The sequence below is a fragment of the Cytobacillus sp. FSL H8-0458 genome (assembly GCF_038002165.1).
In the GTDB taxonomy this organism is placed as follows: Bacteria; Bacillota; Bacilli; order Bacillales; family Cytobacillaceae; genus Cytobacillus.
The window spans coordinates 960,992-982,472 of sequence record NZ_JBBOBR010000001.1 but is presented as its reverse complement, the minus strand read 5'-3'; the positions used below and the strand labels follow the sequence as shown (position 1 = coordinate 982,472).

Annotated in this window: 20 protein-coding genes, 1 pseudogene and 1 other annotated feature; of the genes and pseudogenes, 6 read left to right on the top strand and 15 right to left on the bottom strand. The window is 41.1% G+C overall.

Annotation, left to right across the window (positions count from 1 at the left end):
* Nucleotides 1–77 precede the first annotated feature (77 nt).
* Nucleotides 78–359 carry a DinB family protein gene (locus NYE23_RS05005; protein WP_341075926.1) on the bottom strand — a complete coding sequence of 94 codons (282 nt, stop codon included), beginning with the start codon at nucleotides 357–359 and terminating at the stop codon, nucleotides 78–80.
* 167 nt (nucleotides 360–526) lie between these two features.
* Here NYE23_RS05005 and NYE23_RS05000 point away from each other — a divergent pair, with 167 nt between their 5' ends.
* Nucleotides 527–997, top strand: coding sequence for a DinB family protein (locus NYE23_RS05000; protein WP_197248836.1), 471 nt, complete (start codon nucleotides 527–529; stop codon nucleotides 995–997).
* Nucleotides 998–1,175: 178 nt separating this feature from the next.
* On the opposite strand, the gene NYE23_RS04995 is transcribed toward NYE23_RS05000, so the two are convergent.
* The 3 genes from NYE23_RS04995 to NYE23_RS04985 form a co-directional block, all read right to left on the bottom strand.
* Nucleotides 1,176–1,634 carry a GNAT family N-acetyltransferase gene (locus NYE23_RS04995; RefSeq protein WP_341075923.1) on the bottom strand — a complete coding sequence of 153 codons (459 nt, stop codon included), beginning with the start codon at nucleotides 1,632–1,634 and terminating at the stop codon, nucleotides 1,176–1,178.
* A gap of 424 nt (nucleotides 1,635–2,058) precedes the next feature.
* Nucleotides 2,059–3,555 carry a helix-turn-helix domain-containing protein gene (locus NYE23_RS04990; protein ID WP_341075921.1) on the bottom strand — a complete coding sequence of 499 codons (1,497 nt, stop codon included), beginning with the start codon at nucleotides 3,553–3,555 and terminating at the stop codon, nucleotides 2,059–2,061.
* A 141-nt stretch (nucleotides 3,556–3,696) separates the two neighbouring features.
* Nucleotides 3,697–4,374: a response regulator transcription factor gene (locus tag NYE23_RS04985; RefSeq protein ID WP_341075917.1), complete on the bottom strand. Its 678-nt coding sequence runs from the start codon at nucleotides 4,372–4,374 to the stop codon at nucleotides 3,697–3,699.
* Between the two features lie 197 nt (nucleotides 4,375–4,571).
* Between NYE23_RS04985 and NYE23_RS04980 the strand changes: the two genes are divergently transcribed.
* Nucleotides 4,572–6,620, top strand: a complete 2,049-nt coding sequence (locus tag NYE23_RS04980) for a molybdopterin-containing oxidoreductase family protein (RefSeq protein WP_341075915.1) — start codon at nucleotides 4,572–4,574, stop codon at nucleotides 6,618–6,620.
* Nucleotides 6,621–6,650: 30 nt separating this feature from the next.
* Here NYE23_RS04980 and NYE23_RS04975 read toward each other — a convergent pair whose 3' ends face one another.
* Nucleotides 6,651–7,184 (bottom strand): topology modulation protein, encoded by a 534-nt coding sequence (locus tag NYE23_RS04975; RefSeq protein WP_341075913.1) that lies wholly within the window; start codon nucleotides 7,182–7,184, stop codon nucleotides 6,651–6,653.
* Between the two features lie 149 nt (nucleotides 7,185–7,333).
* Here NYE23_RS04975 and NYE23_RS04970 point away from each other — a divergent pair, with 149 nt between their 5' ends.
* Nucleotides 7,334–8,200, top strand: coding sequence for a YitT family protein (locus tag NYE23_RS04970; protein ID WP_341075911.1), 867 nt, complete (start codon nucleotides 7,334–7,336; stop codon nucleotides 8,198–8,200).
* A gap of 52 nt (nucleotides 8,201–8,252) precedes the next feature.
* On the opposite strand, the gene zupT is transcribed toward NYE23_RS04970, so the two are convergent.
* From zupT to NYE23_RS04940, 6 genes are all read right to left on the bottom strand, one after another.
* Complete coding sequence (zupT, locus tag NYE23_RS04965) at nucleotides 8,253–9,062, bottom strand: zinc transporter ZupT (RefSeq protein WP_341075910.1); 810 nt, start codon at nucleotides 9,060–9,062, stop codon at nucleotides 8,253–8,255.
* A 257-nt stretch (nucleotides 9,063–9,319) separates the two neighbouring features.
* Nucleotides 9,320–10,672, bottom strand: coding sequence for a glycosyltransferase family 2 protein (locus NYE23_RS04960; protein WP_341080596.1), 1,353 nt, complete (start codon nucleotides 10,670–10,672; stop codon nucleotides 9,320–9,322).
* Nucleotides 10,673–10,802: 130 nt separating this feature from the next.
* Nucleotides 10,803–11,648, bottom strand: a complete 846-nt coding sequence (locus tag NYE23_RS04955; protein ID WP_341075908.1) for a pirin family protein — start codon at nucleotides 11,646–11,648, stop codon at nucleotides 10,803–10,805.
* Between the two features lie 60 nt (nucleotides 11,649–11,708).
* The gene (gene wrbA / locus NYE23_RS04950; protein ID WP_341080595.1) at nucleotides 11,709–12,320 is read right to left on the bottom strand and encodes an NAD(P)H:quinone oxidoreductase; all 612 of its coding nucleotides are present in this window, start codon (nucleotides 12,318–12,320) and stop codon (nucleotides 11,709–11,711) included.
* Nucleotides 12,321–12,430: 110 nt separating this feature from the next.
* Entirely contained in the window at nucleotides 12,431–13,036 is a 606-nt protein-coding gene (locus NYE23_RS04945; RefSeq protein WP_341075907.1) for an alpha/beta hydrolase, read from the bottom strand.
* A gap of 17 nt (nucleotides 13,037–13,053) precedes the next feature.
* Nucleotides 13,054–13,992 (bottom strand): ring-cleaving dioxygenase, encoded by a 939-nt coding sequence (locus tag NYE23_RS04940; RefSeq protein ID WP_341075905.1) that lies wholly within the window; start codon nucleotides 13,990–13,992, stop codon nucleotides 13,054–13,056.
* 312 nt (nucleotides 13,993–14,304) lie between these two features.
* On the opposite strand from NYE23_RS04940, the gene NYE23_RS04935 reads away from it, so the two are divergent.
* Entirely contained in the window at nucleotides 14,305–15,504 is a 1,200-nt protein-coding gene (locus NYE23_RS04935; protein WP_341075903.1) for an iron-containing alcohol dehydrogenase, read from the top strand.
* A gap of 110 nt (nucleotides 15,505–15,614) precedes the next feature.
* Here NYE23_RS04935 and corA read toward each other — a convergent pair whose 3' ends face one another.
* The gene (corA, locus tag NYE23_RS04930; protein WP_341075902.1) at nucleotides 15,615–16,571 is read right to left on the bottom strand and encodes a magnesium/cobalt transporter CorA; all 957 of its coding nucleotides are present in this window, start codon (nucleotides 16,569–16,571) and stop codon (nucleotides 15,615–15,617) included.
* A 249-nt stretch (nucleotides 16,572–16,820) separates the two neighbouring features.
* Nucleotides 16,821–17,063 (top strand) — a binding site (T-box leader).
* Between the two features lie 46 nt (nucleotides 17,064–17,109).
* Here corA and brnQ point away from each other — a divergent pair.
* Nucleotides 17,110–18,450 carry a branched-chain amino acid transport system II carrier protein gene (gene brnQ / locus NYE23_RS04925; RefSeq protein ID WP_341075901.1) on the top strand — a complete coding sequence of 447 codons (1,341 nt, stop codon included), beginning with the start codon at nucleotides 17,110–17,112 and terminating at the stop codon, nucleotides 18,448–18,450.
* Nucleotides 18,451–18,662: 212 nt separating this feature from the next.
* Here the strand turns inward: brnQ and NYE23_RS04920 are convergent, their stop codons facing one another.
* The 3 genes and pseudogenes from NYE23_RS04920 to NYE23_RS04910 all read right to left on the bottom strand — a co-directional run bounded on the left by NYE23_RS04920 (nucleotide 18,663) and on the right by NYE23_RS04910 (nucleotide 20,590).
* Nucleotides 18,663–19,499, bottom strand: coding sequence for a GNAT family N-acetyltransferase (locus NYE23_RS04920; protein WP_341075900.1), 837 nt, complete (start codon nucleotides 19,497–19,499; stop codon nucleotides 18,663–18,665).
* A 78-nt stretch (nucleotides 19,500–19,577) separates the two neighbouring features.
* Nucleotides 19,578–20,090 (bottom strand): annotated as a pseudogene (locus NYE23_RS04915) (nitroreductase family protein); the annotation flags it as partial.
* A gap of 44 nt (nucleotides 20,091–20,134) precedes the next feature.
* Nucleotides 20,135–20,590, bottom strand: a complete 456-nt coding sequence (locus NYE23_RS04910; protein WP_341075899.1) for a GNAT family N-acetyltransferase — start codon at nucleotides 20,588–20,590, stop codon at nucleotides 20,135–20,137.
* A 240-nt stretch (nucleotides 20,591–20,830) separates the two neighbouring features.
* Between NYE23_RS04910 and NYE23_RS04905 the strand changes: the two genes are divergently transcribed.
* Nucleotides 20,831–21,460, top strand: a complete 630-nt coding sequence (locus NYE23_RS04905; protein WP_341075897.1) for a flavodoxin family protein — start codon at nucleotides 20,831–20,833, stop codon at nucleotides 21,458–21,460.
* Nucleotides 21,461–21,481: the final 21 nt, after the last annotated feature.

The following is a 21,481-nucleotide window of genomic DNA, read 5'->3' as shown; positions in this document are numbered from 1 at the left end:
AGTTTTAATGTTAAAAATATAAATCTAATTTTTCAGATTAAATAAGAAATTAGGTTTTTTCATTAATGGAAAAAGACTTATAAGTATTTATCACTAATCACTTTCATATGGTGTAGCTCGTGCCCGGCAATTCCATATGCAATGGTACCTACCGAAACGGGGCTGGTCATTACAATTCCATTACGAACCCATGCTGCATCATCAATGGTTGAAATAAGGCTTAACGTGTTGGAGCGTACCGTGTCTAAACCAGCCAGTAACTGCGCCCAGGATAATTTGTTGAAATTTGCCACAGAAACGTATTGATCCTGTTCCATTGCTGGGAGTGATGCACTTTCATTTCGTGCAATGGCAAGCAACCTGCCCTTTTGTTTAATAAGAACATTAACAATTCAGTCTCGATTACCACCTGGCACAAATACTTGTAGTAATTCGTTAAAATAGTTTCTAATAAATCTCAACAAAAATTCCACCGGAACATATATTCGTGTATAATTCATTTATGACTACTAAGGGAGGGGTTCAATTGAATTCAATTGACCTAATTATTTTAAACTTTAATGAAGTTCGAAGAAGAAGCGTTAATGTGTGGACATCAATTCCTGAAGAAAAATTAAAATGGAAGCCTGATGATGAAGCCATGAATTGCATAGAAATGATCAGGCATGTTCTGGAAAGTGAACATTATTATCACCTAGCACTTATAAATAGAGGAAGTCTTTCAGAGTTTATTTCACCTTTTGAAAATAGACCTTTCACTACTGTAAACGCGGAATTGGAGTTTGCAAAACCATATCGCAATAAGTTCATTGATACAATCAAGTCATTTTCTGAGGAAGATTTGACAAACATAAAGATAGACCGCTCTGATTCAGGATACATAAGAGACTTGGGGGATATGCTCCTCCGTATTGCCTACCACGAATCAATTCACACTGGCCAGCTTTTGGATTATTTAAGAACTGCAGGGGTACCACGGATTAGAATCTGGGATTAAATTATAGTAAAGGTGCTTTCACTGTAGGGAAGTACCTTTTTATTTTGTATTAATTCTTGAAAGGCTACAAAGTGAGATAGCATTCAAGGGCTCTTCCTCCACAAACCTGCCCCTTTTGTTCAAAAAGCACCTGGTTTGGCAGCTGGATCATATAACGCATCATTTTTTTAATAACACATCACATATTAAATAGGCTTAAATAATGGGTTGAATTTGGATAAATATTTTCCTTTGAAAATCCAAGAGAGGTATAAAATTTATCTCCTTGTTCTGTATCTGTATGAAGTACTAAAACCTTATAAATGTGTTTTGCATCGTTAATTATTTTTGTTAACAAAAGTCTTCCAAGACCCCTCCTTCGATAATTATTAGAAACATAGAACCTTCTCAACCGTCCAACTTTTTCATCATTTGAAAATGGATCTATATTAAGCCCTCCAATAGCAATTAGAACACCTTCTTTGTTAAACAAACCATTTAAAGATTCCCCAGACTTATTAAATTTATTAGTTCCATTTTCAAAATCATTAACTAATCTATCAAGAAACCAAAAACCCTCTTCTTTGCTTTCCTTATCTAAATGGGCTAAATCAATATAAAACAGACTTTTTAATTGCTTCACTTTAAACTCTTCCATATCTTCCTCCGAAAAAAGCTTTATTTGATTTAAGACCTTTCTCGAGAATATATTAAAAATTCTTCTTCAACAAAACTGCCCCGTTAATGGAATATTCAATATTTACAATTGTATTACACAATTCCTTCCTAGAGGCACAAAAGAGTAAGGTTCTACTCAAGGACAAGTTGCGGATTAACAAGTCATTTAGCACACTAATTGACACTTCTTTTTTTGGTGTACAATAATTATTGTACGCTTGATAATTAAGATACTAATTAAAGTGCTAATTCGCCACAAAATTAAATGAAAACATTGTTATAACAACAAAAATAGCAGGTCTAATTCATAAGCGAATTAGCCTGCTATTTTTATTGCTATTTGTCAATTTCTCTCCCCAAACGGAACCCCTTACCAGTTTGAAGGCGTCTTCATATTTACCTGCTTATTTTTCAAAGGGATAGATCAATTCTTTGTCCAGCCCAATTTGTTCAAAGAAGTGATCATGTATGAATTGCCTGATTTCCATAAGCTCCGACCCTGTCGGAAAAGCAGAAACATGTATGGCCGGCAGGTGTCCTATCAGCTTGGATGACTGATAAAGCTCAGTAGAAATGACTAAATCAAACTCTTCATATTCAGAAATTAAATCAACGCTGGATGAATCAAGAGTGGATATAGCAAGCTGGTTTCCAAAATGATATTTTAGCACTTCCCTGATATAATCTTTTTCGTAATAAGTACGGCATACCAGTGCAGCCTGTATGATATGTTTATTCTTCCTTCGCAGAATAGCAGCCTGGAAAAGAGTAAAAATCTCAAGTACATCCAGTTTATTGAAAACAAGGGGGATTTTCGAGAATGTTTTGACTCCCAAGTTCTCTAATGTTATAAAAAGTGAGTTAGTCTCATAATACGGAAGATGCTGAAGCATTGAGCTATGCAGTGTTTCCGTATTAAATTCTTTCCCCAGATAGATCCTTTTAAAGGTCTGGTAAATGTGAAATAAGAAGATATCATCATCTGTCAGATTGAAGCCGGCTATGTTAGAAAGGCGTTCCAAGTAGACAGAAAAGGGATGTTCTTTTTCACCTATCCTCCTCCTGCGCAGATAACGCAGATGCTGCGCCCGATTCGTCGGCCTTTCCTCGCTCATTAAATAAACGGCAAAGAACAGTATCTCCTGAAGCTGTGTTTCCCTGGATGGAATTTTGGCTTTAGCTATAAAATGCACTAAATCTTTGGCAGCTAGGAAATATTTACTTTCTTTATATGCATCCAGAAAAGCTTTTGGAAACGATACAAAATATCCCTTGGACATACGCAGATTTGAAATATAGATAACCATTTTGAGGCGTTGAATGGCTCCTGTCCGGAGTGTCATCGAATGGCCTGATGTTACCTCCAGCAATGCCTGCTGAAAACCTCCGGAATGCAGCCAATCCTTCTCAGCTTCAGGTCTAAAGCTCATCAAATCCAAGTATTGCATGAGAAAACGCCTGATATTTCTTTCATCACCAACTGCTTTGAAAGGACTTGGAGTTAAAGTAAGCTGGGATTCTTTCAGAACTTCCTGCAGCTTCTCGATGTGTCGGTATGCGGTCGAACGGCTAATATGCACCTTATTGGATATTTGGGAAATGTCAATTCCATCGCTCATTAGAATCAGCTTTAACGTATGAAAATACGTATTTTTTTCGCGAATTTCTCTTAAGATGCTTTCAAGCGTGCCGCTTTCAGGCTTTTTTAACTTAACGCCTAAGGACTCATGCTTGGCGAGCTTCCAATCCCCCGGCATAATCGTCTCCAGGAATTCCAGATCACGCCATATCGTGCTTTTGGAAAAGCCTGTTCGTTCTGCAAGCTGCGCTAAGCTGATCCAATTATTTTCACTGAGCAAATGAAAAATTAAATCTGAGTAGCGTTTATAAAACCTATTCATGTTATCACCTATCTTTTCAGGCTCTTCCAATATATCTTTTCTATTACCGTCAATGCTTACTCATCCCAATTTACAGCTCAACCATAAAAAGACATGCTCTGAGAACATGCCTTTTTATAAATTCAGTGCATTTTTAAAATCCTAACCGATTCTAACCCAGCCTCTTTTAATCGCCAGTAATACTGCCTGTGTCCGATCATGGACCTTTATCTTTCTTAGAATGCTGCTAACATGATTTTTAACTGTCTTATCGCTTATAAAAAGAATTTTACTGATATCAGTATTGCTATTTCCATCTGCCAGCAGCTGCAGCACTTCACATTCGCGCCGGGTCAATATATGCAGCGGACGCTGATAGTTTTGATTGCAGTAATGGCCTGTTGAATTTAATTCTGTAAGTCTCCTGTATTCCTTAATAATATTTTTTGTTACCTTTGGATCCAGATAACTGCCGCCGCCGGCAACAACCCTTATTGCTTCTATCAGCCTTTTGGCACCAATATCTTTGATCAGGTATCCGGCAGCACCATTCTGCAGCACCCGGGTGACATAATTTTCATCGTCATAAAAAGATAAAATAATGGTTTTGCTTTTTGATTTGTTTTCACTCAGCTTATCGGTGGCTTTTATGCCATTCATATTTGGCATGTCGATATCCATAATCATTACATCCGGCTTAAAAGCTTTATCAATTTTGAGCGCATCGCGGCCATCTTCCCCTTCAGCAACTACTTCAATGCCCTCTTCCATTTCCAGTATTCGTTTAACCCCTTCTCTGTAAAGCTTATGATCATCTATAATCGCAATTTTCAGTACCATTACCTGTTCACCTGCTCAGTTGTATTCTGAACCACAAAATCTAACAAACCTATTTTACAAAAGTTTTTTCATAGTACAGTTTCAAATATGAGGTTTCATGTTTCATATTAGAAATTTCCCTGCTGCTCCCGGACATCCATCATATAATCTGAATTTTATGGTATGATCGATTTACTATGAGGAAGGAGTATGTGGATATGAACTCTTACAGCAGTACCTTAAATGGTGTTTTTCCATCTGTCTGCTCCTTGGATTGCCCGGATCAATGCGGCCTTCTGGTACATAAAAAAGAAGGAAAAATCGTAAAGATTGAAGGAGATCCCGATCATCCCGTTACACAGGGGAATATATGCAACAAGGTCCGCAGCATGCCTTCAAGGATTTATGATCGGAATCGGCTCAAATATCCAATGAAGCGTGCCGGGACCAAAGGTGAAGGGCATTTTGTACGAATTGGGTGGAAAGAGGCTATAGACACGATAACTTCCAGATGGAAGGAACTAATTGCCGAAAACGGTCCTGATAGCATCCTGCCATACAGTTTCTATGGAAATATGGGCAGATTAAGCGCAGAAGGAATGGACCGCCGCTTCTTCCATAAACTCGGAGCATCCCGTCTTGACAGGACGATTTGCCAATCTGCCGGTACAGCAGGATATTCGTACACAATGGGAGGCAGCTTTGGGATTGACCCAGAGGATACCATCCATTCAAAGCTTATAATTTTATGGGGCATTAATGCAGTCAGCACGAACATGCATCAAATGATTCTCGCCCAAAAAGCAAGAAAAAGCGGTGCGAAAATCGTTGTAATTGATGTCCATAAAAACCAGACCGGGAAAATGGCCGACTGGTTTATCCCCATTACACCCGGCACTGATGCTGCTCTGGCACTTAGCATCATGCATGTTCTGTTTGCGGAAAATTTAGTGGATGAAGCTTTTCTCGAGGAGTTTACGGTTGGCCATGAGGAACTTCGCGAACATGTGAAGCAATATGACCCTGAAACAGCAGCCGGCATAACAGGTGTGCCGAAAGAAGATATTATTAAATTAGCCCGTATGTATGGAGAGAGTTCCCCCGCTTTTATACGGATCGGCAACGGGCCACAGCATCATGACAATGGAGGAATGTGCATCCGCACCATCGCATGTCTTCCTGCCATTACAGGGCAATGGCTCTTAAAGGGCGGCGGTGCCATCAAGGGAAACTCCGGCTATCTTGCTTTTAATACTGGAGCCCTTCAAAGGCCTGATCTCCTGCATAACAAGAATACACGCATTGTTAATATGAATCGGATCGGTTCTGCATTGCTTGACCTGGAAAAACCAATTAAATCTATGTATGTCTATGGAAGCAACCCTGCTGTTGTGGCACCGGAAGGGAATAAAGTCCGGCAAGGGCTGCAGAGAGAGGATTTGTTCCTTGTTGTCCACGATCTATTCTTAACGGAAACGGCCAAATATGCTGATATTGTGCTTCCGGCGTCTTCTTCTTTTGAGAATACGGACATATATTCATCCTATTGGCATCACTACATGCAGATTCAGGAGCCAGTCATTGAACCATATGGCGAGTCAAAGTCAAATGTCGAAGTGTTTCGGCTTCTTGCAGAAGGAATGGGCTATCATGATGCCGTATTCAATGAAACGGAAGAAGAGATGATTGATGCCGCATTAGATTTCTCAGCTAACCCCTTCATTGAAGAAATTAATGCTGAATCCCTGAAGAAATACAAGTACATCAAAGCGAGGGTAAAACCGCTGTTTCCCGGCAGGCTGTCCACGCCAAGCGGAAAAATTGAATTATATTCGCAGAGAATGAAAGATGATGGACATCCTCCTCTGCCTGATTATAAACCGCTGAAGGAAGACGACACATTCCCGTTTCTATTTGTGCCTGCACCGAATCATAACTTTTTAAATTCAACCTTTTCAAATAATGAAAAACATGCAGGCATGGAGAAGGAGCCTCGTCTTCACTTGAATAGTAAGGATGCGAAGAATTATGGAATTGAAGATGGAGAGATCGTCCGCGTTTGGAATGAGCGCGGAGAATGCGAACTCAAAGCTGCGGTGGGAGAACTTGTCCTTCCAGGTACAGTAGTTTCACAGGGAATATGGGCAGATATCCCGGGAACCAGACATCTGGTCAATTCGCTGACACCGGACCGGCTTTCCGATATGGGCGGCGGTGCCGTGTTCTTTTCAGGCCGGGTGAATGTTTCAAAAACCAGAAAAGAATAACCCCTGCAAAAGTGCAGGGGTATTACTATTTTATGAAGCATTGTCAGTCTTAACATCGAAATCTTCAAGGAAAGAATCAATATCCAATCTGTTTTTCAGTACTATGACTTCTTTACCTTCAGCTGCAAACCTGTCAAGCCGCTCAGCCATTTTCTTTTTGCGCAGTCCGTATGTTGTCACAATGAATTTTATAAACTTCCAGTCCATTTTCTCTCTGCAGCCTGCAGCCATATCAGGCCTTGTTTTGCCAAGATTGGTCACCCACCTTTTTAATACTCTGTACAGACAGAGATAGAGGGGGACTTCCAGATATATGACAGTATCACATGCAGCTGCCCTGATTTCAAAAGTATTGCTGTAATTGCCTTCAATAATCCACTGCTTTTTTTTCACTATTTCACGCTGTGCATCCGAAAATTCCTGAAACCCGCTTTCCACCCAGCCAGGCTTCCAGAAAACCGCATCCAAATGGTGTACCTCAATGCCTGTTTTCTCGCGCAATTTTCTGGCAAAGGTTGATTTTCCTGCACCTGCTGAAATCCCAATCACCATCACTCTTTTCAAATAATCACCTTCCCATGCCGAATCCGTTTAATTACATTCAACATCTGTGCTTTTATTCCTTCTTTTGAAGCCAAAGTAATTCTTACTAAAAAAACCACCCTAATAAGTGCTATAATATGTAAGTATTTTAAAAAGAGGGGCTTGATCATATGGCAATGACGAAGAAAAAGCGGGTAGTAAAAGAGGTAAAACAGCTCATCATGATCACGATAGGTGCGATGATTGCAGCAGCAGGACTTGAGTTTTTCCTCGTTCCCAACAGCATTCTTGATGGCGGTGTTATCGGTCTTTCCATAATTGCTGCAGAGCTGACCGGGATGACCATGAGTATATTTTTAATTATTCTAAACCTGCCATTTCTTTATATTGGCTATCGCAAAATCGGAATGAAATTCACGGTACATACCTTATTCGGAGTAATTGTTTTATCCGCAAGTACCGCATATCTCCATCACTTTGAGCCTGTTACAGATGATTTATTTCTGGCAACAGTCATTGGTGCAGTCATTCTGGGAACAGGGGTTGGACTTGTGATCAGAACTGGCGGGGCTTTGGATGGATCAGAGATTATCGCCATCCTGGTCAGCAAGAAGCGTCCGGTATCTGTCGGCCAATTTATCATGATTGTCAACGTATTTATCTTTATTCTTGCAGCTTTTCTCGTTTTCAGCTGGGAAACAGCCATGTACTCCATTATCACCTATTATATTGCTTATAAGATGATTGATATCGTTGTGGAAGGTATGGAAGAGCTGAAGTCGGTTACAATCATTTCTGATGTGCCTGAAGAAATCTCAGCTGAGCTCCAGAAGCAATTGGGACGAGGAATGACCTATATTCAGGGCCAGGGTGTTTTTACCGGAGAGCCCAAAAAGATCATTTATACAATCGTAACAAGGATTGAACTATCAACGCTCCGTTCCATAGTGGAAGATATTGACCCTGGAGCATTAGTGGCTATTGAAAATATTGCCGATGTCAGCGGCAGCAATTTTGATAAAGGTACAGCGCACTAATAAAAAAGCAGCCTCCCTCAAACATGCACCAGTGCGGGAGACTGCTTTTTTGTTATATAAACAGCAGGAGGCTGAGCGCCATCACGGCCATCCCTGCCACAAGACCATAAATGGAGGTATGGGCTTCATCGTACTTCTTGGCAGCCGGCAATAATTCATCAAGAGAAATGAACACCATTATTCCAGCAACTGCGGCAAAAATGACACCAAACATGACATCGTTTAAATATGGCATTAAAATCAAGTAGGCCACTAAAGCTCCAATCGGCTCTGACAGCCCTGATAAAAATGATAGCTTAAAAGCCTTCTTCTTGCTTCCTGTGGCATAATAGACAGGAACTGAGACAGCAATTCCCTCTGGTATATTATGAATGGCAATGGCCGCCGCAATGGCGATTCCAAGCGAAGGATCCTGGAGTGCAGAAGTAAATGTTGCAATTCCTTCCGGGAAGTTATGAATCGCAATCGCCAGCGCCGCAAAGGTCCCCATTTTTAAGAGTGCCGGATCCTTGACCGCATTGCCGGAATCATTCATTTCTTCAACTGTCCTCACTTCATGGGGATTATCCTTTTTAGGAATAAACCGGTCAATTAATGCAATAAGGAGGATACCCCCAAAAAAACCTCCAACAGTTGCCCAGTTCCCGCTTACTTGACCTAATGCTCCTACAAGTGCATCTTTGGCTTTTACAAAGATTTCAATCATGGAGACATAAATCATCACACCTGCGGAAAAGCCAAGTGCCAATGATAAAAACTTCGTATTCGTTCTAGAAGTGAAAAAAGCCATTAAACTGCCAATACCTGTCGCTAAGCCGGCAAACAAAGTAAGACCTAATGCAAATAATACTTCCTGCGACATACCGCTCTCTCCTTTTTCTCTATTGCCAAAAAGTTTCTCAAGGGCAACTTTTGCATTAAAAAAATATAAATGCCAATTTACTATAAGTATATGCGCCTAACTTAAAAAGTTTACTTTGGTAAACATTTTATCTCCTACCCAAACCAAATGCAATAAAAAAGGACTATTCGATTATTTTCTCTTCAATATTATAAGAAGGATTGAAGAAAATGTGCATAATAAAAACAAAAACCTTCGCCTTTTAATGCAGCGAAGGATCATTCCCAGACTCGTTTTGATTTAAAAAGTTCCTGAAGGTACCCCCATACAGATATGGGTGACATGATCATTTGATAGAATAGGATAAATGTGAAGAATCCTAAAATGTTTTTTCTGACTTTCAGATTCAGATTTTTAAACACATAATGCTTTTGATACATATATAAGATCCCGTAGCTTAAAATGGTAAGCGGCAGCACAAACAAGGTCATCGGTCCAACTATCCAGAAATAGCCGAAGAACGCCAAAAGCAATCCGGGAATCCAGAAGAAAGTATATACCATATCCAGATATGGCATAACCAGGTTCACACCTGTTAAGTATTTTGTGTAAATTTGCGGCTGATTCCATGGCTTGATTTCATTCAGTCCTTCAATCATTCCCCTCGCCCACCTTGACCTTTGCTTTGCAAAGTGAGATAAAGAGGAAGGAACATCGGTAAAAGCTGCAGCCAGCGGCTCAAAATACACTTTCCATTCTTTCTGAAGCAGCCTCCAAGTCAATACAATATCTTCTCCAATGGCATCGGGCCAGCCATTTACCTGCAGGACGGATTCAGTTTTGTATAAACTGAATGCCCCCTGTGCAACCAGTGTTCCCTGATATAAGCCCTGCAGCCTTTTTATTGAGGCAATACCCAGGTAATAGTCCCACTCCTGTGTTTTCGTCAAAAGGTTTTCCCGGCTATTCCGTACAAGCATCGAGCCCGCCACCGCACACACCTCTTCAGGACTGCTTTCCATGCGTGATACTAAAAAGCGGACTGCTGAAGGATGCAGCAGGGTATCTGCATCAAGTGTGATAACATATTCTGTTGTCACATGCTGAAGGCCTTTATTTAATGCATTGAATTTCCCGGTCTTTGGTTCCTTCAAAATATCAATCGCAAGGTTAAGCTCTTTTTGTGCTCTTACTATTTCAAGGTGAGTATCGTCTGTAGAAAGATTGTCTATAACGATGACCTTAATCTTCCCATGATAGTCCTGGCCCGCCACATAGCTTAACGTTTGAAAGATTGTTTTTTCTTCATTGTAGGCAGCTACCAGCAATGTCACTTCTTTATCAGTATTCGCATTCTTAAAAGATGGCTGCCTGTCCAAAAGCAGACTCATCACCAGAAATGCATTCATATAGCCCGGTACATAGGCAATACCCCCAATAATAAAAATGCTGATTGGGAGTGTGACAATTTCTGATAAATCCTTCAGCCAGGGCAATGATAGATATATAGAAAAAGCCATCCATAATAGAGAAATCAGGTGACTAATGACAAATTTCTTATTTATAGTTAGATAAACTTTATTTCTTCTGCGTTTAATGAGTGGATCTGCAGGGATAGAACTTGGCTCCATAAGCTCACCTTCAATGAATATATTAATTAAAAAATATTTTCTCATTCAAGTAACCTGGTAATTTATACCATCCTTCAAGTCGGAAGCACCGGCAAAAAAGAGCAGCCCTGGACTGCTCCTCACCCGTATCTTATCTCAGAAAGGTACCATTCATATATTCCTTATATGCGGTCCGTATTTCTTCTTCCGTATTCATGACAAACGGTCCACGGGCCACAATCTGTTCATTGACTGGCTCGCCTGCATATAGCAGAAAGCGCAAAGTCTGTTCGGCTTTCATGGCTATTTCACTTTCAGCGTTCCCGCCATCTCCCAATTCAAGGACCTGGCCATTGGCCCCTTGAACTTCATTTTCTCCAAAAACCCCGCTGCCCTCGATAATATAAATTAAGCCTTTGTAGCTGCCAGGCAGATCTTGTGAAAGATTGGCGCCTTTTTCCATCCTTACTTCAACCATTGTGACGGGCACATGATTTAAGGTTGGAGATACAACCCCTTTCGAGGAACCGGAGAAGACTTTAATAACAGCCCCCTCTTCCTCCCGGACAGGTACTTCACTGCCCTTTAGGTTTTGGTATCTTGGTGAAGTCATTTTCTTCCCCCGCGGAAGATTGATCCACATCTGCAGCGAATGTGCAGTAATTCCTTCAGATGGCACTTCATTATGAACAACTCCGCTGCCTGCTGTCATCCATTGGACATCACCAGGCCCTAACACACCGCCCTCACCGGAATGACTGTCATAGTGCTCAATGGCCCCTTCAATGACATAAGTTACCGTCTCAATCCCTCGATGGGGATGAACGTCAAACGCTCCCTTTTGAAATTTATCTTCCATCATCAGAAGAAATGGGTCATACTGCTTCCAATTTCCCGGTTCTATTACAGGGCCTGCTGCGTGAATGGGACTGTGCTCCTGCAATTTTACTTTCCTGATTGAAGCAATCTCCCGCTTAGTGATTTTTTCATTCTGCATCCGCCATTTCTCCCCTTTATATGTAAAGGGAGCAATTGCAAAACAATTGCTCCATCTATATTATTGATTTCCTTTTTTAATCCACTCAGCAACAGTGACTGTTCTTTTCGCCTGATACTTAACAGCCTCTTTAACATCTTCAACCATGTTTCCGTCCTGATCAACCGTTACACTCGTTCCATACGGATTGCCGCCTGCTCCGAAAAGAACCGGATCGGTGTAACCGGGAGCAGCCACAATAGCACCCCAATGATACATCGTAGTATAAAGTGAAAGAATGGTTGCTTCCTGTCCTCCATGCGGATTTTGGGCTGATGTCATTGCACTTACTGCCTTATTCGCAAGCTTTCCTTTTGCCCAGAGACCGCCAGTTGTATCTAGGAACTGCTTCATTTGGGAAGGCATATTGCCGAAACGGGTAGGCACACTGAATATGATGGCGTCTGCCCATTCAAGATCGTCCGGCTTAATTTCAGGCACATCCTTTGTCGCTTCCACAGTTGCTTTCCATGACGGATTGCCTTCAATTGCAGATTGCGGAGCCAGTTCGGGAACCTTAAAAACTTTTACTTCCGCACCAGCTTCTTTACCGCCTTCCTCCGCCCATTTAGACAATTGATAGTTTGTTCCGCCCATGCTGTAAAAAATAACGGCCAATTTCACATTTTCCATATTGATCGTCTCCTTTTTAGTTGAATTTCCAAATAACCTTGATAGGATACCCATGATAGCACTCCCTATTCTTTCATTCTCTTCCCTTATAATTCATTAGATTAACTTTTTTATATTTGTTTATACCAGCGGGCTGCAGCCTGAACTTCACCCATGGTTAATTGGTGGCCAAAACTTTCCCAGTGAAGCTCGACTTTCGCTCCTGCACCTTCCAATAATGACTGTAAATCAGTGGATTCTTCTGCAGGACAAATCGGATCATTGGTTCCGGCCGCGATAAATACTGATGTTCCGCTGAGATCAGGCAATTCAGCACCACGCCTTGGAACCATCGGATGGTGCAGAATCGCTGCTTTTAAAGAGTTTTCATGATGGAATAATAAGCTCCCTGCAATATTAGCTCCATTTGAATAGCCGATTGCTACAATGTTGTCACGCTCAAAGCCGTATTCCTGTGCGGCTTCATTTAAAAAGCCGTTTAATTCTTTCGTGCGAAAAAGCAGATCTTCTTCATCAATGATACCTTCTGCCAGCCTGCGGAAAAATCTCGGCATCCCATTTTCCAGCACATTACCGCGCACACTTAGAACAGAAGCCTCCGGATCAATATGATCTGCAAGCGGAAGCAGATCAGTTTCTGTACCTCCCGTTCCGTGAAGAAGCAAAAATACAGGCTTTGCAGGATCCTTTCCTCTTTGAAAAATGTGTTTCATCATATCTTCCTCTCTTTGTTTTAATCCAGTTCCCTGACTTCAATAGGAATTAATTTTCTCTCGATTCGATTTCTCATATTCTCATATTGTTCAGGAAGCATCAGCTTCTCCCCCATTTTCCCGGGAGATTCGTCATGCGCAAATCCTGGAGGATCAGTTGCAATTTCAAAAAGAATTTCCCCGTGCTCCCGAAAATAAATGGCATTAAAATAATTCCGGTCCCTGACTGGTGTTACTCCATAGCCATTGGATCTCACATATTCCTGCCACTCTAATTGATCCTGGTCATCTTCAGCCCGCCAGGCGATATGATGGACAGTGCCGACACCCATCTGTCCCCGCTTGCCGGGAATCTTTTTCAGGTCTATGACATTGCCGATTTGGGCTGAGGATTGGAACCGGATCATTTCTCCCTCTTCCCCAATGCGTTCAAGGCCCATTACCCTTTCAAGCAGATGTGCTGTTTGTTCCGGCTCAGATGAATTAAGAGTCGCCCCTGCAAAGCCCTTTACTGCAACATCAGGAGTAATACTTCCAAAAGTCCATGTATTCTTGTAGCCGTCATCTCTTTCCACTATTTCTAAAACCAGACCATGAGGATCCTGAAATCTTATTGATTCTTCGCCGAATCTTTTTTCAGTTGTGTAAGAAATTTTAAATTTCTCAAATCTGTCTTTCCAGTATCCAAGGGCACCTTTGGGAATCGCATAGGAAGTGACCCCAACCTGGCCATCCCCTATAACTCCCTGGGATGCATTTGCCCATGGGAAAAATGTAATGATTGTCCCCGGATTCCCTTCATTATTGCCAAAATACAGGTGGTAAGTGCCGGGGTCATCAAAATTCACGGTCTGCTTGACCATCCTTAAACCTAACACGCCTGCATAAAAATCGATATTCTCCTGCGGGTGGCCTACGATCGCACTGATATGATGAATTCCGCTTGTAACTTTGTTCACTATTCCCACCTCTTTCTCATTAATGTAACCAAAATTCAATCCCTGAAACTCATTTTAAATCAAATATTTTCACTTCAAGATAATACCACGAATTATTACTTCGAATTAATTTATCTCGAATTAAAGATAATTATAAAATATATTCATGCGGGTGTCAATCTTTTGAATTGGAGAAATCGAGCGGATAAGAAATTGAATCTGCACTAATTGTGCCAAGTTTATTTGATTCAGCATATTGACATTTTCTTAAACATAAAGGTATATATGAATTATAATATTAGAATTTTCCGACAAATTAACGGAGGTAAGGAAATGTACAATGCATACTGCCGAATGTACCAGAAATCCTTCAAGCTGGTATCGCCTCTTCTGCCCTGGAGGGAACCGGAACTGATAGAAGGCGCCAATAGCCTGGACAAACTGCCTGATATTATTAAACAGAAAGACATTTGCAGAATTTTGATTGTAACTGACAGAGGCATCACTGCTCTTGGGCTGATGGATGGTTTGCTATTAAATTTACAGAAAAGGAATATTGAATTCTATATTTATGATAAGACAGTTCCAAATCCGTCAATTAACAATATTGAAGAAGCTTTGGAAGTTTACAACAAAAATAATTGCCAGGGTATTCTTGCCTTTGGCGGGGGTTCGCCAATGGATTGCGCTAAAGGCGTTGGTGCAAGAGCTGTGAGGCCTGAGAAAAGCATCCCGCAAATGAAAGGCCAATTTAAAGTCAGAAAAAAGCTCCCTCCCCTTTTTGCAGTCCCGACCACAGCAGGTACGGGGAGTGAAGCCACTGTTGCAGCGGTCATTACCGACAGCCGGTCACATGAAAAATACGCCATTATTGACCTGTGTCTAATTCCGCATTATGCAGTTTTGGACCCCATGATTACGATAAAACTGCCTCCTCATATAACAGCTGCAACCGGTATGGATGCACTAACCCATGCCGTCGAAGCCTACATTGGAAGAAGCAATACAGCAGAGACTAGAAAATTCAGCATTGATGCAGTCCGGCTGATTTATGATAATCTCTATGAAGCCTATATTAATGGAGAAAACCTGGTGGCTAGAGCCAATATGCAAAAAGCTGCTTATCTGGCAGGACTGGCTTTTACCAGATCCTATGTGGGCAATGTTCATGCTATCGCCCATACACTTGGAGGATTTTATTCGGTCCCTCATGGTTTGGCTAATGCAGTCATTCTTCCATATGTACTGGAGCATTACGGAGAGGCAGTCTGGGAGCTTTTAGCTGAACTCGCGATGGCCGCGGGCATCGGGTATCCGGGAGCATCAGCTGAAGAAAATGCAAATAGCTTTGTAAGCAGCATAAAATCTCTCAACCATAAAATGGGGATCCCCCAAAAGGTGAGCGGAATTAGAGACATTGACATTCCGGTAATGGCTGAACGTGCCTTAAAGGAAGCCAATCCCTTGTATCCTGTGCCGAAAATCTTCGGCAGAAAAGATATGTTAGAACTATATCAGATGATAAAGGAATAATTTTTAGGGCATGCCATTCGAACGCATCGCTTTCCACGTTTAAAATACCAGTGGCTCACACAAATAAAAAGGCAGATGCCCATTAAAATGCATTCTGCCTTAAACCCGCTTTATCTGAACCAGCCCTTCTTCTTAAACCACCAAAACATGCCTGAGGCGATAATAAACATTAATAACAGTGTTTCAAAATATCCATATTTCCACGATAATTCCGGCATGTTTTCAAAATTCATCCCATAAATGCCCGCTATGAAGGTTAAGGGCATGAAAATGGTGGTTATCACGGTAAGGACTCTCATCACCCGGTTTGTCTGATGGGAGTTGATCGATAAATAACTGTCACGGATATCGGTCGTCAATTCCCTGTTTCCATCAATCATTTCAGTCAATTTCAATAAGTGATCATGAATATCAGCAAAGTATTCGTATCTTTCCTTTACACCTTTAAGCCTATGGGAATTAATGACACGGTATATTAAATCCCGCATTGGAATCACAGTATACCGAATCTGCAGTAAATGATGGCGGATATCAAATAATTTCTCCAATAATTCTTCCATCGTTTCATCATTTGGGTTATCTTCAATGAGACTCAAACGATCTTCCAGCTGATAAACGATAGGAAAGTAATTATCCACTATTTTATCAATGATATGGTACATGACCAGGTAAGGGTCCCATTTACTGATTTTCTTACTTAAGCTCAGCCTTTCCCAAACATCATCCATTTCCCTGGAGAGTTCATGATGGTAGGATACTATGTAATTTGAACCAATAAAAAAGTTAATTTCCTGTTTGTCTTCGTTAATATGATTTAAGCTATGGGTGACAAAAAAGCTGTAGTCTTCATAATAGTCCATTTTGGGGCGCTGGAGTTTGACAACACAATCCTCTATTGCCAGGGGGTGAAAATGAAAAGTCTTGTCCAGTTCAGCAGTTTCCACCTCGGTTGGCTTATCAAAATCAACCCAAAACCACTTATAACTTTCCCACTCCGCCTTCAGCCTCTCTAAAGGAATATCCTTCTTCAGTTCATTTTTTTTATTAACAGCTTGTATTCTAATCATGATTGTCTCCTAGTCTTTCCAATCTGTAAACATATTTTTTCCATTTTTGATAAGGATATCCTAACTCTTCAAATGGTATATTTATTATTTACCTCTTTTCCTTGCTCTGCTAAACAAGAATATAACGATAATAATAGAAAATATATACTCTAAAACTCCGGCTGCTTTAACGCTTTTAACGCAAAAAGTAATTTTAATTAACAAAAAATATTGACTTATCTAAACTTATCTGATAAATTATTTTCAAATAATAAATCGCTGAAGAGAAGAGTAAGACAGGAATGCTGTTCCAAAGAGAGCCGGCATATGGTGAAAGCCGGTGTCCAGTACCTGATCCGAAGATCATCTCTGAGATGCAAAGCTGAAATACAGTAAGCTTTGACGGGTTTTCCGCCGTTACAATGGAACGCGTATAATTGTACGCAGCTGAGTGCTGCAGTTTTTTGAACTGCGGAATTAGGGTGGTATCGCGAGTATAGACTCGTCCCTTTCTGGGGACGGGTCTTTTTATTTTTTAATAAAGGAGTTAGAACAACTTATGAAGAAATTTGACAGCTTTTTTATCGGTCTCATGTTATTCTCAATGTTTTTTGGAGCAGGTAATTTAATATTCCCTCCCTACCTCGGTGCCTTATCAGGTACCTCCTTTTGGCTTGCGATTGCAGGTTTTATTCTGACTGCTGTAGGCTTGCCATTTATTGTACTGCTTGCCATCTCCATGGCAAAGGGTGGAATTGAAGCGATTGCCAGCCGGGTTCATCCTCTTTTCTGCACTTTATTTATGGTTATTATCTACCTGTCCATTGGTCCTTTCCTGGCTATTCCCAGAAATGCAGGTGTTGCTTTCGAGATGGGGGTCATGCCATTTATTAATGATTCATGGAACCTATCACTGGTTTTGTTTACGTATTCCGCGGTCTTTTTCTTGTTTGTATATGTCGTCAGTTTAAATCCGGCCAAAATGGAAAGATTTATGGGCCGCTGGATTACTCCAGTTCTGCTGCTGTCGGTTGTCATTCTTTGTACAGCTGTAATCATGAATTTCGACACGAAGCAGCTGTCTCCATCTGGCGGTTACGACAGCGGCGCATTCTTTAAGGGTTTCCTTGAAGGCTATAACACAATGGATGCCCTTGCCGCTCTAGCCTTTGGAATTGTCATTCTTACTGCCATCCAGAAAAAAGGTGTACATGACGAAAAGCAATTATCCCTCTATACACTAAGAGCTGCAATAATAGCTGGCGTGCTGTTGGCAGCCGTTTATATTTCCCTTGGTTTATTGGGAGCTAAAACAGCTGCTAACGGCACTTTTGAAAATGGGACAGCAATTTTATCATCTGCCGCTACCCTGTTATTCGGAAGAGCTGGCACGGCATTCATCGGTGCAATTTTCACTCTTGCCTGTTTTACGACTGTAGTAGGCTTAACATCAGCCTGCGGACAATATTTCTCAAAGCTGCTGCCAAAGGTAAGCTATAAATTAGTCATTACTGCCGTAACCCTAATTGGTTTCACCTTATCAAATCTTGGGTTAAATCAAATTCTCAAAGTATCTGTTCCTTTCCTGGTAACAGCTTATCCTTTAACCATTGTTTTGATTACCCTGAGCTTCTTTAATGGCTTTTTCCGAAATCCGCGAAAAGTTTACGGGAGTGCGCTATTATTCACAGGAGTATTTGCAGCGCTGGGAGGTTTAAGCACCTTTGGCTTTGATCTCGGAGCCCTTCAATCCCTTAGGGAAGTATTGCCTTTCGCATCGGTTGGAATGGAATGGGTTGTACCAGCTGCAGCAGGTACAGCACTGGGCATCCTTCTTAGCAAAACTGACAGGCAGCAGCCGGATTCAGCAAAACAGATGGATGTAAAAGCTTCTTTATAAAGAAAATTCCAGGCTGTTTAAGCAGCCTGGTTTTCCTTTTCCTTCACTATATAATACAGACGGCTCCATAAATACTTAATATGGATTCCGCTTTCTAAAGGAGAGTTTTCACAAACCCGGTACTCTTTGACTGAAAGCCTAAACTTATATAAAATAGATGAGCGTCTTCGCGCTCAGTCCATTTTGGAACCTTCCTGCCTTCATTCATGGTTTTATTCCTTTATCCAGATTGCCTTTGTATATCCAATTTTCAAGCCTGCTTTTTCCATATTGTTCTGGCTTGCCGAACCAAACCTTGCCTGGCCTGTCACCAGCTCGGAATTTTGTGTAATCGCCTGATACAATCGGGCTTGAATAAGCGCGCTGTGGACCCCTCTGTTTCTGAAAACAGGTAAAACAGCCGCAGCCGCAAGATTCGCTGCCCCATCATCGATAAAAATCACACCTATTCCAGCTGGTTCATTGTTTATAAAGGCAAGATAAAAGAACCAGTTTCTATTGTCATATAGAACCTCATTATTTTCAGCTATTCCTTGGCTAAGGAATCCAGGCATTCCAAACCCCTTTGTATATAGCTCGCCGAAAAGATCAAAATCGCTTCCTTGCATCCTTCGTATATCAATATCGGCATTAATGGGAATGTCTACAAGATCTGTAGGTTCCGCAAACAAAGTGGTATGGAAATCACATTGGTAGAACCCTTTTTGATGAAGCATTTTCAGTAAATCTGATGATCCGTTTAATGGTGTGATCTCCAATCGAATGGGAATTCCTTTTCCCTGATAGAAATCAATAATTTGATCCAGAGCTTCGGCATCTGCTTCGTTGAATCCTTTTACAAGATTAAAGGATGGACCCGGAATATTCCTGGCAGCGAAAGCGGTTGTCCCGCCAATTCTTTGAATTTCCACACCCATCGGGTTTCCTTCCCGATTTTTAATTGCCGTCAATCTGGAGTGCAGTACATTTGTCTCTGTCTGGTCAAGCCTCTCAGCTAAGTCACTTTTCATTACTAGATTTATAATTTCCACCTCATTTAAGCAAGCCATTCAAAAGTATTGTTCTCCCTTTAAAATGAATTCTCCTTTAAAAACAATAAAAATAGGAAAAGAGTCAAAGCTCTTTTCCTAATCAATCCACTTTATAATATCATCAAATGGTCTGCGTGTTTTCTGCCTTGGGTCATTTACTCTGTAACCAAAGGCACACATTACCGACAGCCCGAAGCTTCCTTCTTCAAGCAAGCCTTCCTCATCCAGCAGCCTATTCATTTTTTCAATGTCAAACCCTTCAATTGGGCAGGAATCTATGCCAATTTGTGCTGCAGCGGTCATCATATTCCCAAGTGCGATGTAACTTTGCTTGCAGGCCCAATCAAAGAGAGGGCGGTCTCCTTCCAGAAGATCAAAATCGGACTTCTGGAATTCCTCAATCCGCTGCAAATATTTTTCCATCATTTCTTCCGGCATTCTCAGGGTATTTTTAAAATGATCCTGCAGATACTGGGAATCATATTTTGTATCTTTTTTCGTTCTTGCCAGTATTAAAACAAAATGGCTTGCTTGAGGCAGTTTACCGAAGGCTCCCCATGAGGCATTCTTAATTTTCTCACGTAGCTCCTGGTTCTGAACAACCACAAAAAGTCTGCCCTTTACACTGCTGGTTCTAATCATTTGGGGCACTTTCATTGCAAATCCATAGACAGTCTGATCATATCACGGCAATGGATTCCATTTTCAAGGATATCTTCTTTGTAATGCCGTACAAAAAAATCTTTATCGATCCCGGTGATTCTAAAACCGCATTTTTGATAAAGAGACAGCTGTCCAATACTGGAATTCCCCGTACCAATTTCAAGGGTCTTATTTCCGCCTTGGGAAGCAAGCTCTATTGCATGCTCAAGAAGGTTTCTGCCGATGCCTTCACCCTGATATTTTTCACTAACGGCAATATTTACAATCTCACATGTTCCTGGCCTTGTGGATAGAAGGATATAAACGCCGACTGCTTCTCCATTTAATTCAGCAATATAGGTTTCCCCTCGATTTACATAATCCTCAATAAATTCAATTGAAGGATCTGCCAATAATAGCAGATTCATAGGAGGGGCCTCTGAATGGTCAATTTTTCGAATCTTCATTATGTCCTCCTTTTTATGTCAAGCTTTCAAAATAACCTTCTCTCTTTCTGCATAATGATGATCCATAGCAGTCATCTCCGGAATTGAACCGTCATTTCATAGGTCATTTCAGTCCCTCCAGTCTCGCACCAAATTATGTAATTCGTTGAATATCTCACATTTCCTTCATTTTGATTGTTTTTGGTCCTTAGCAGAGGGAATTAAGAGTAGTGAATATATAGAAAGGGAGCTGTATGGAACATGTCAATTAAGGCTTTAGTTTTAAACTGTACACTAAAAAAAAGCAGTGAACCATCCAATACCGGTGCACTTATAGATGAGGTGGTTAAATTTTTTGATGAAACGGAAGTGGAAACAGAGGTAATTACAGCTGCAGACTTTAGGATTGGTTACGGTATTACTTCTGAAGCTGTAGATCAGGAGGATGAATGGCCGGATATTTTTAAGAAGGTTGAAGAGGCAGATATCCTTATCCTTGGTTCTCCCATCTGGCTTGGCGAGCAGAGCAGCATCACCACAAAAGTAATCGAAAGATTATATGGAGGAAGCAGTCTGACCAATGAAAAAGGCCAGTATATTTATTACAACAAGGTTGGCGGAGTTGTGGTGACTGGCAATGAAGATGGGGCTAAACAAGTTTCCCGCTCCGTGCTATATTCACTCTCCCATATGGGATTCACCATCCCTCCAAACGTTGACACTTATTGGGTTGGTGAGGCTGGCCCAGGACCTTCCTTCATTGAAGCAAAGGGCTATGACAATGATTTCACAAGAGAGCATGCCAAAATAATGGCCTATAATTTACTCCATTTTGCTAGAATGTTAAAAACTCATCCGATCCCCGCCGAAGGTAATGTTGTCAAAGGCTAGTTACAATAATATGCAGTAAAA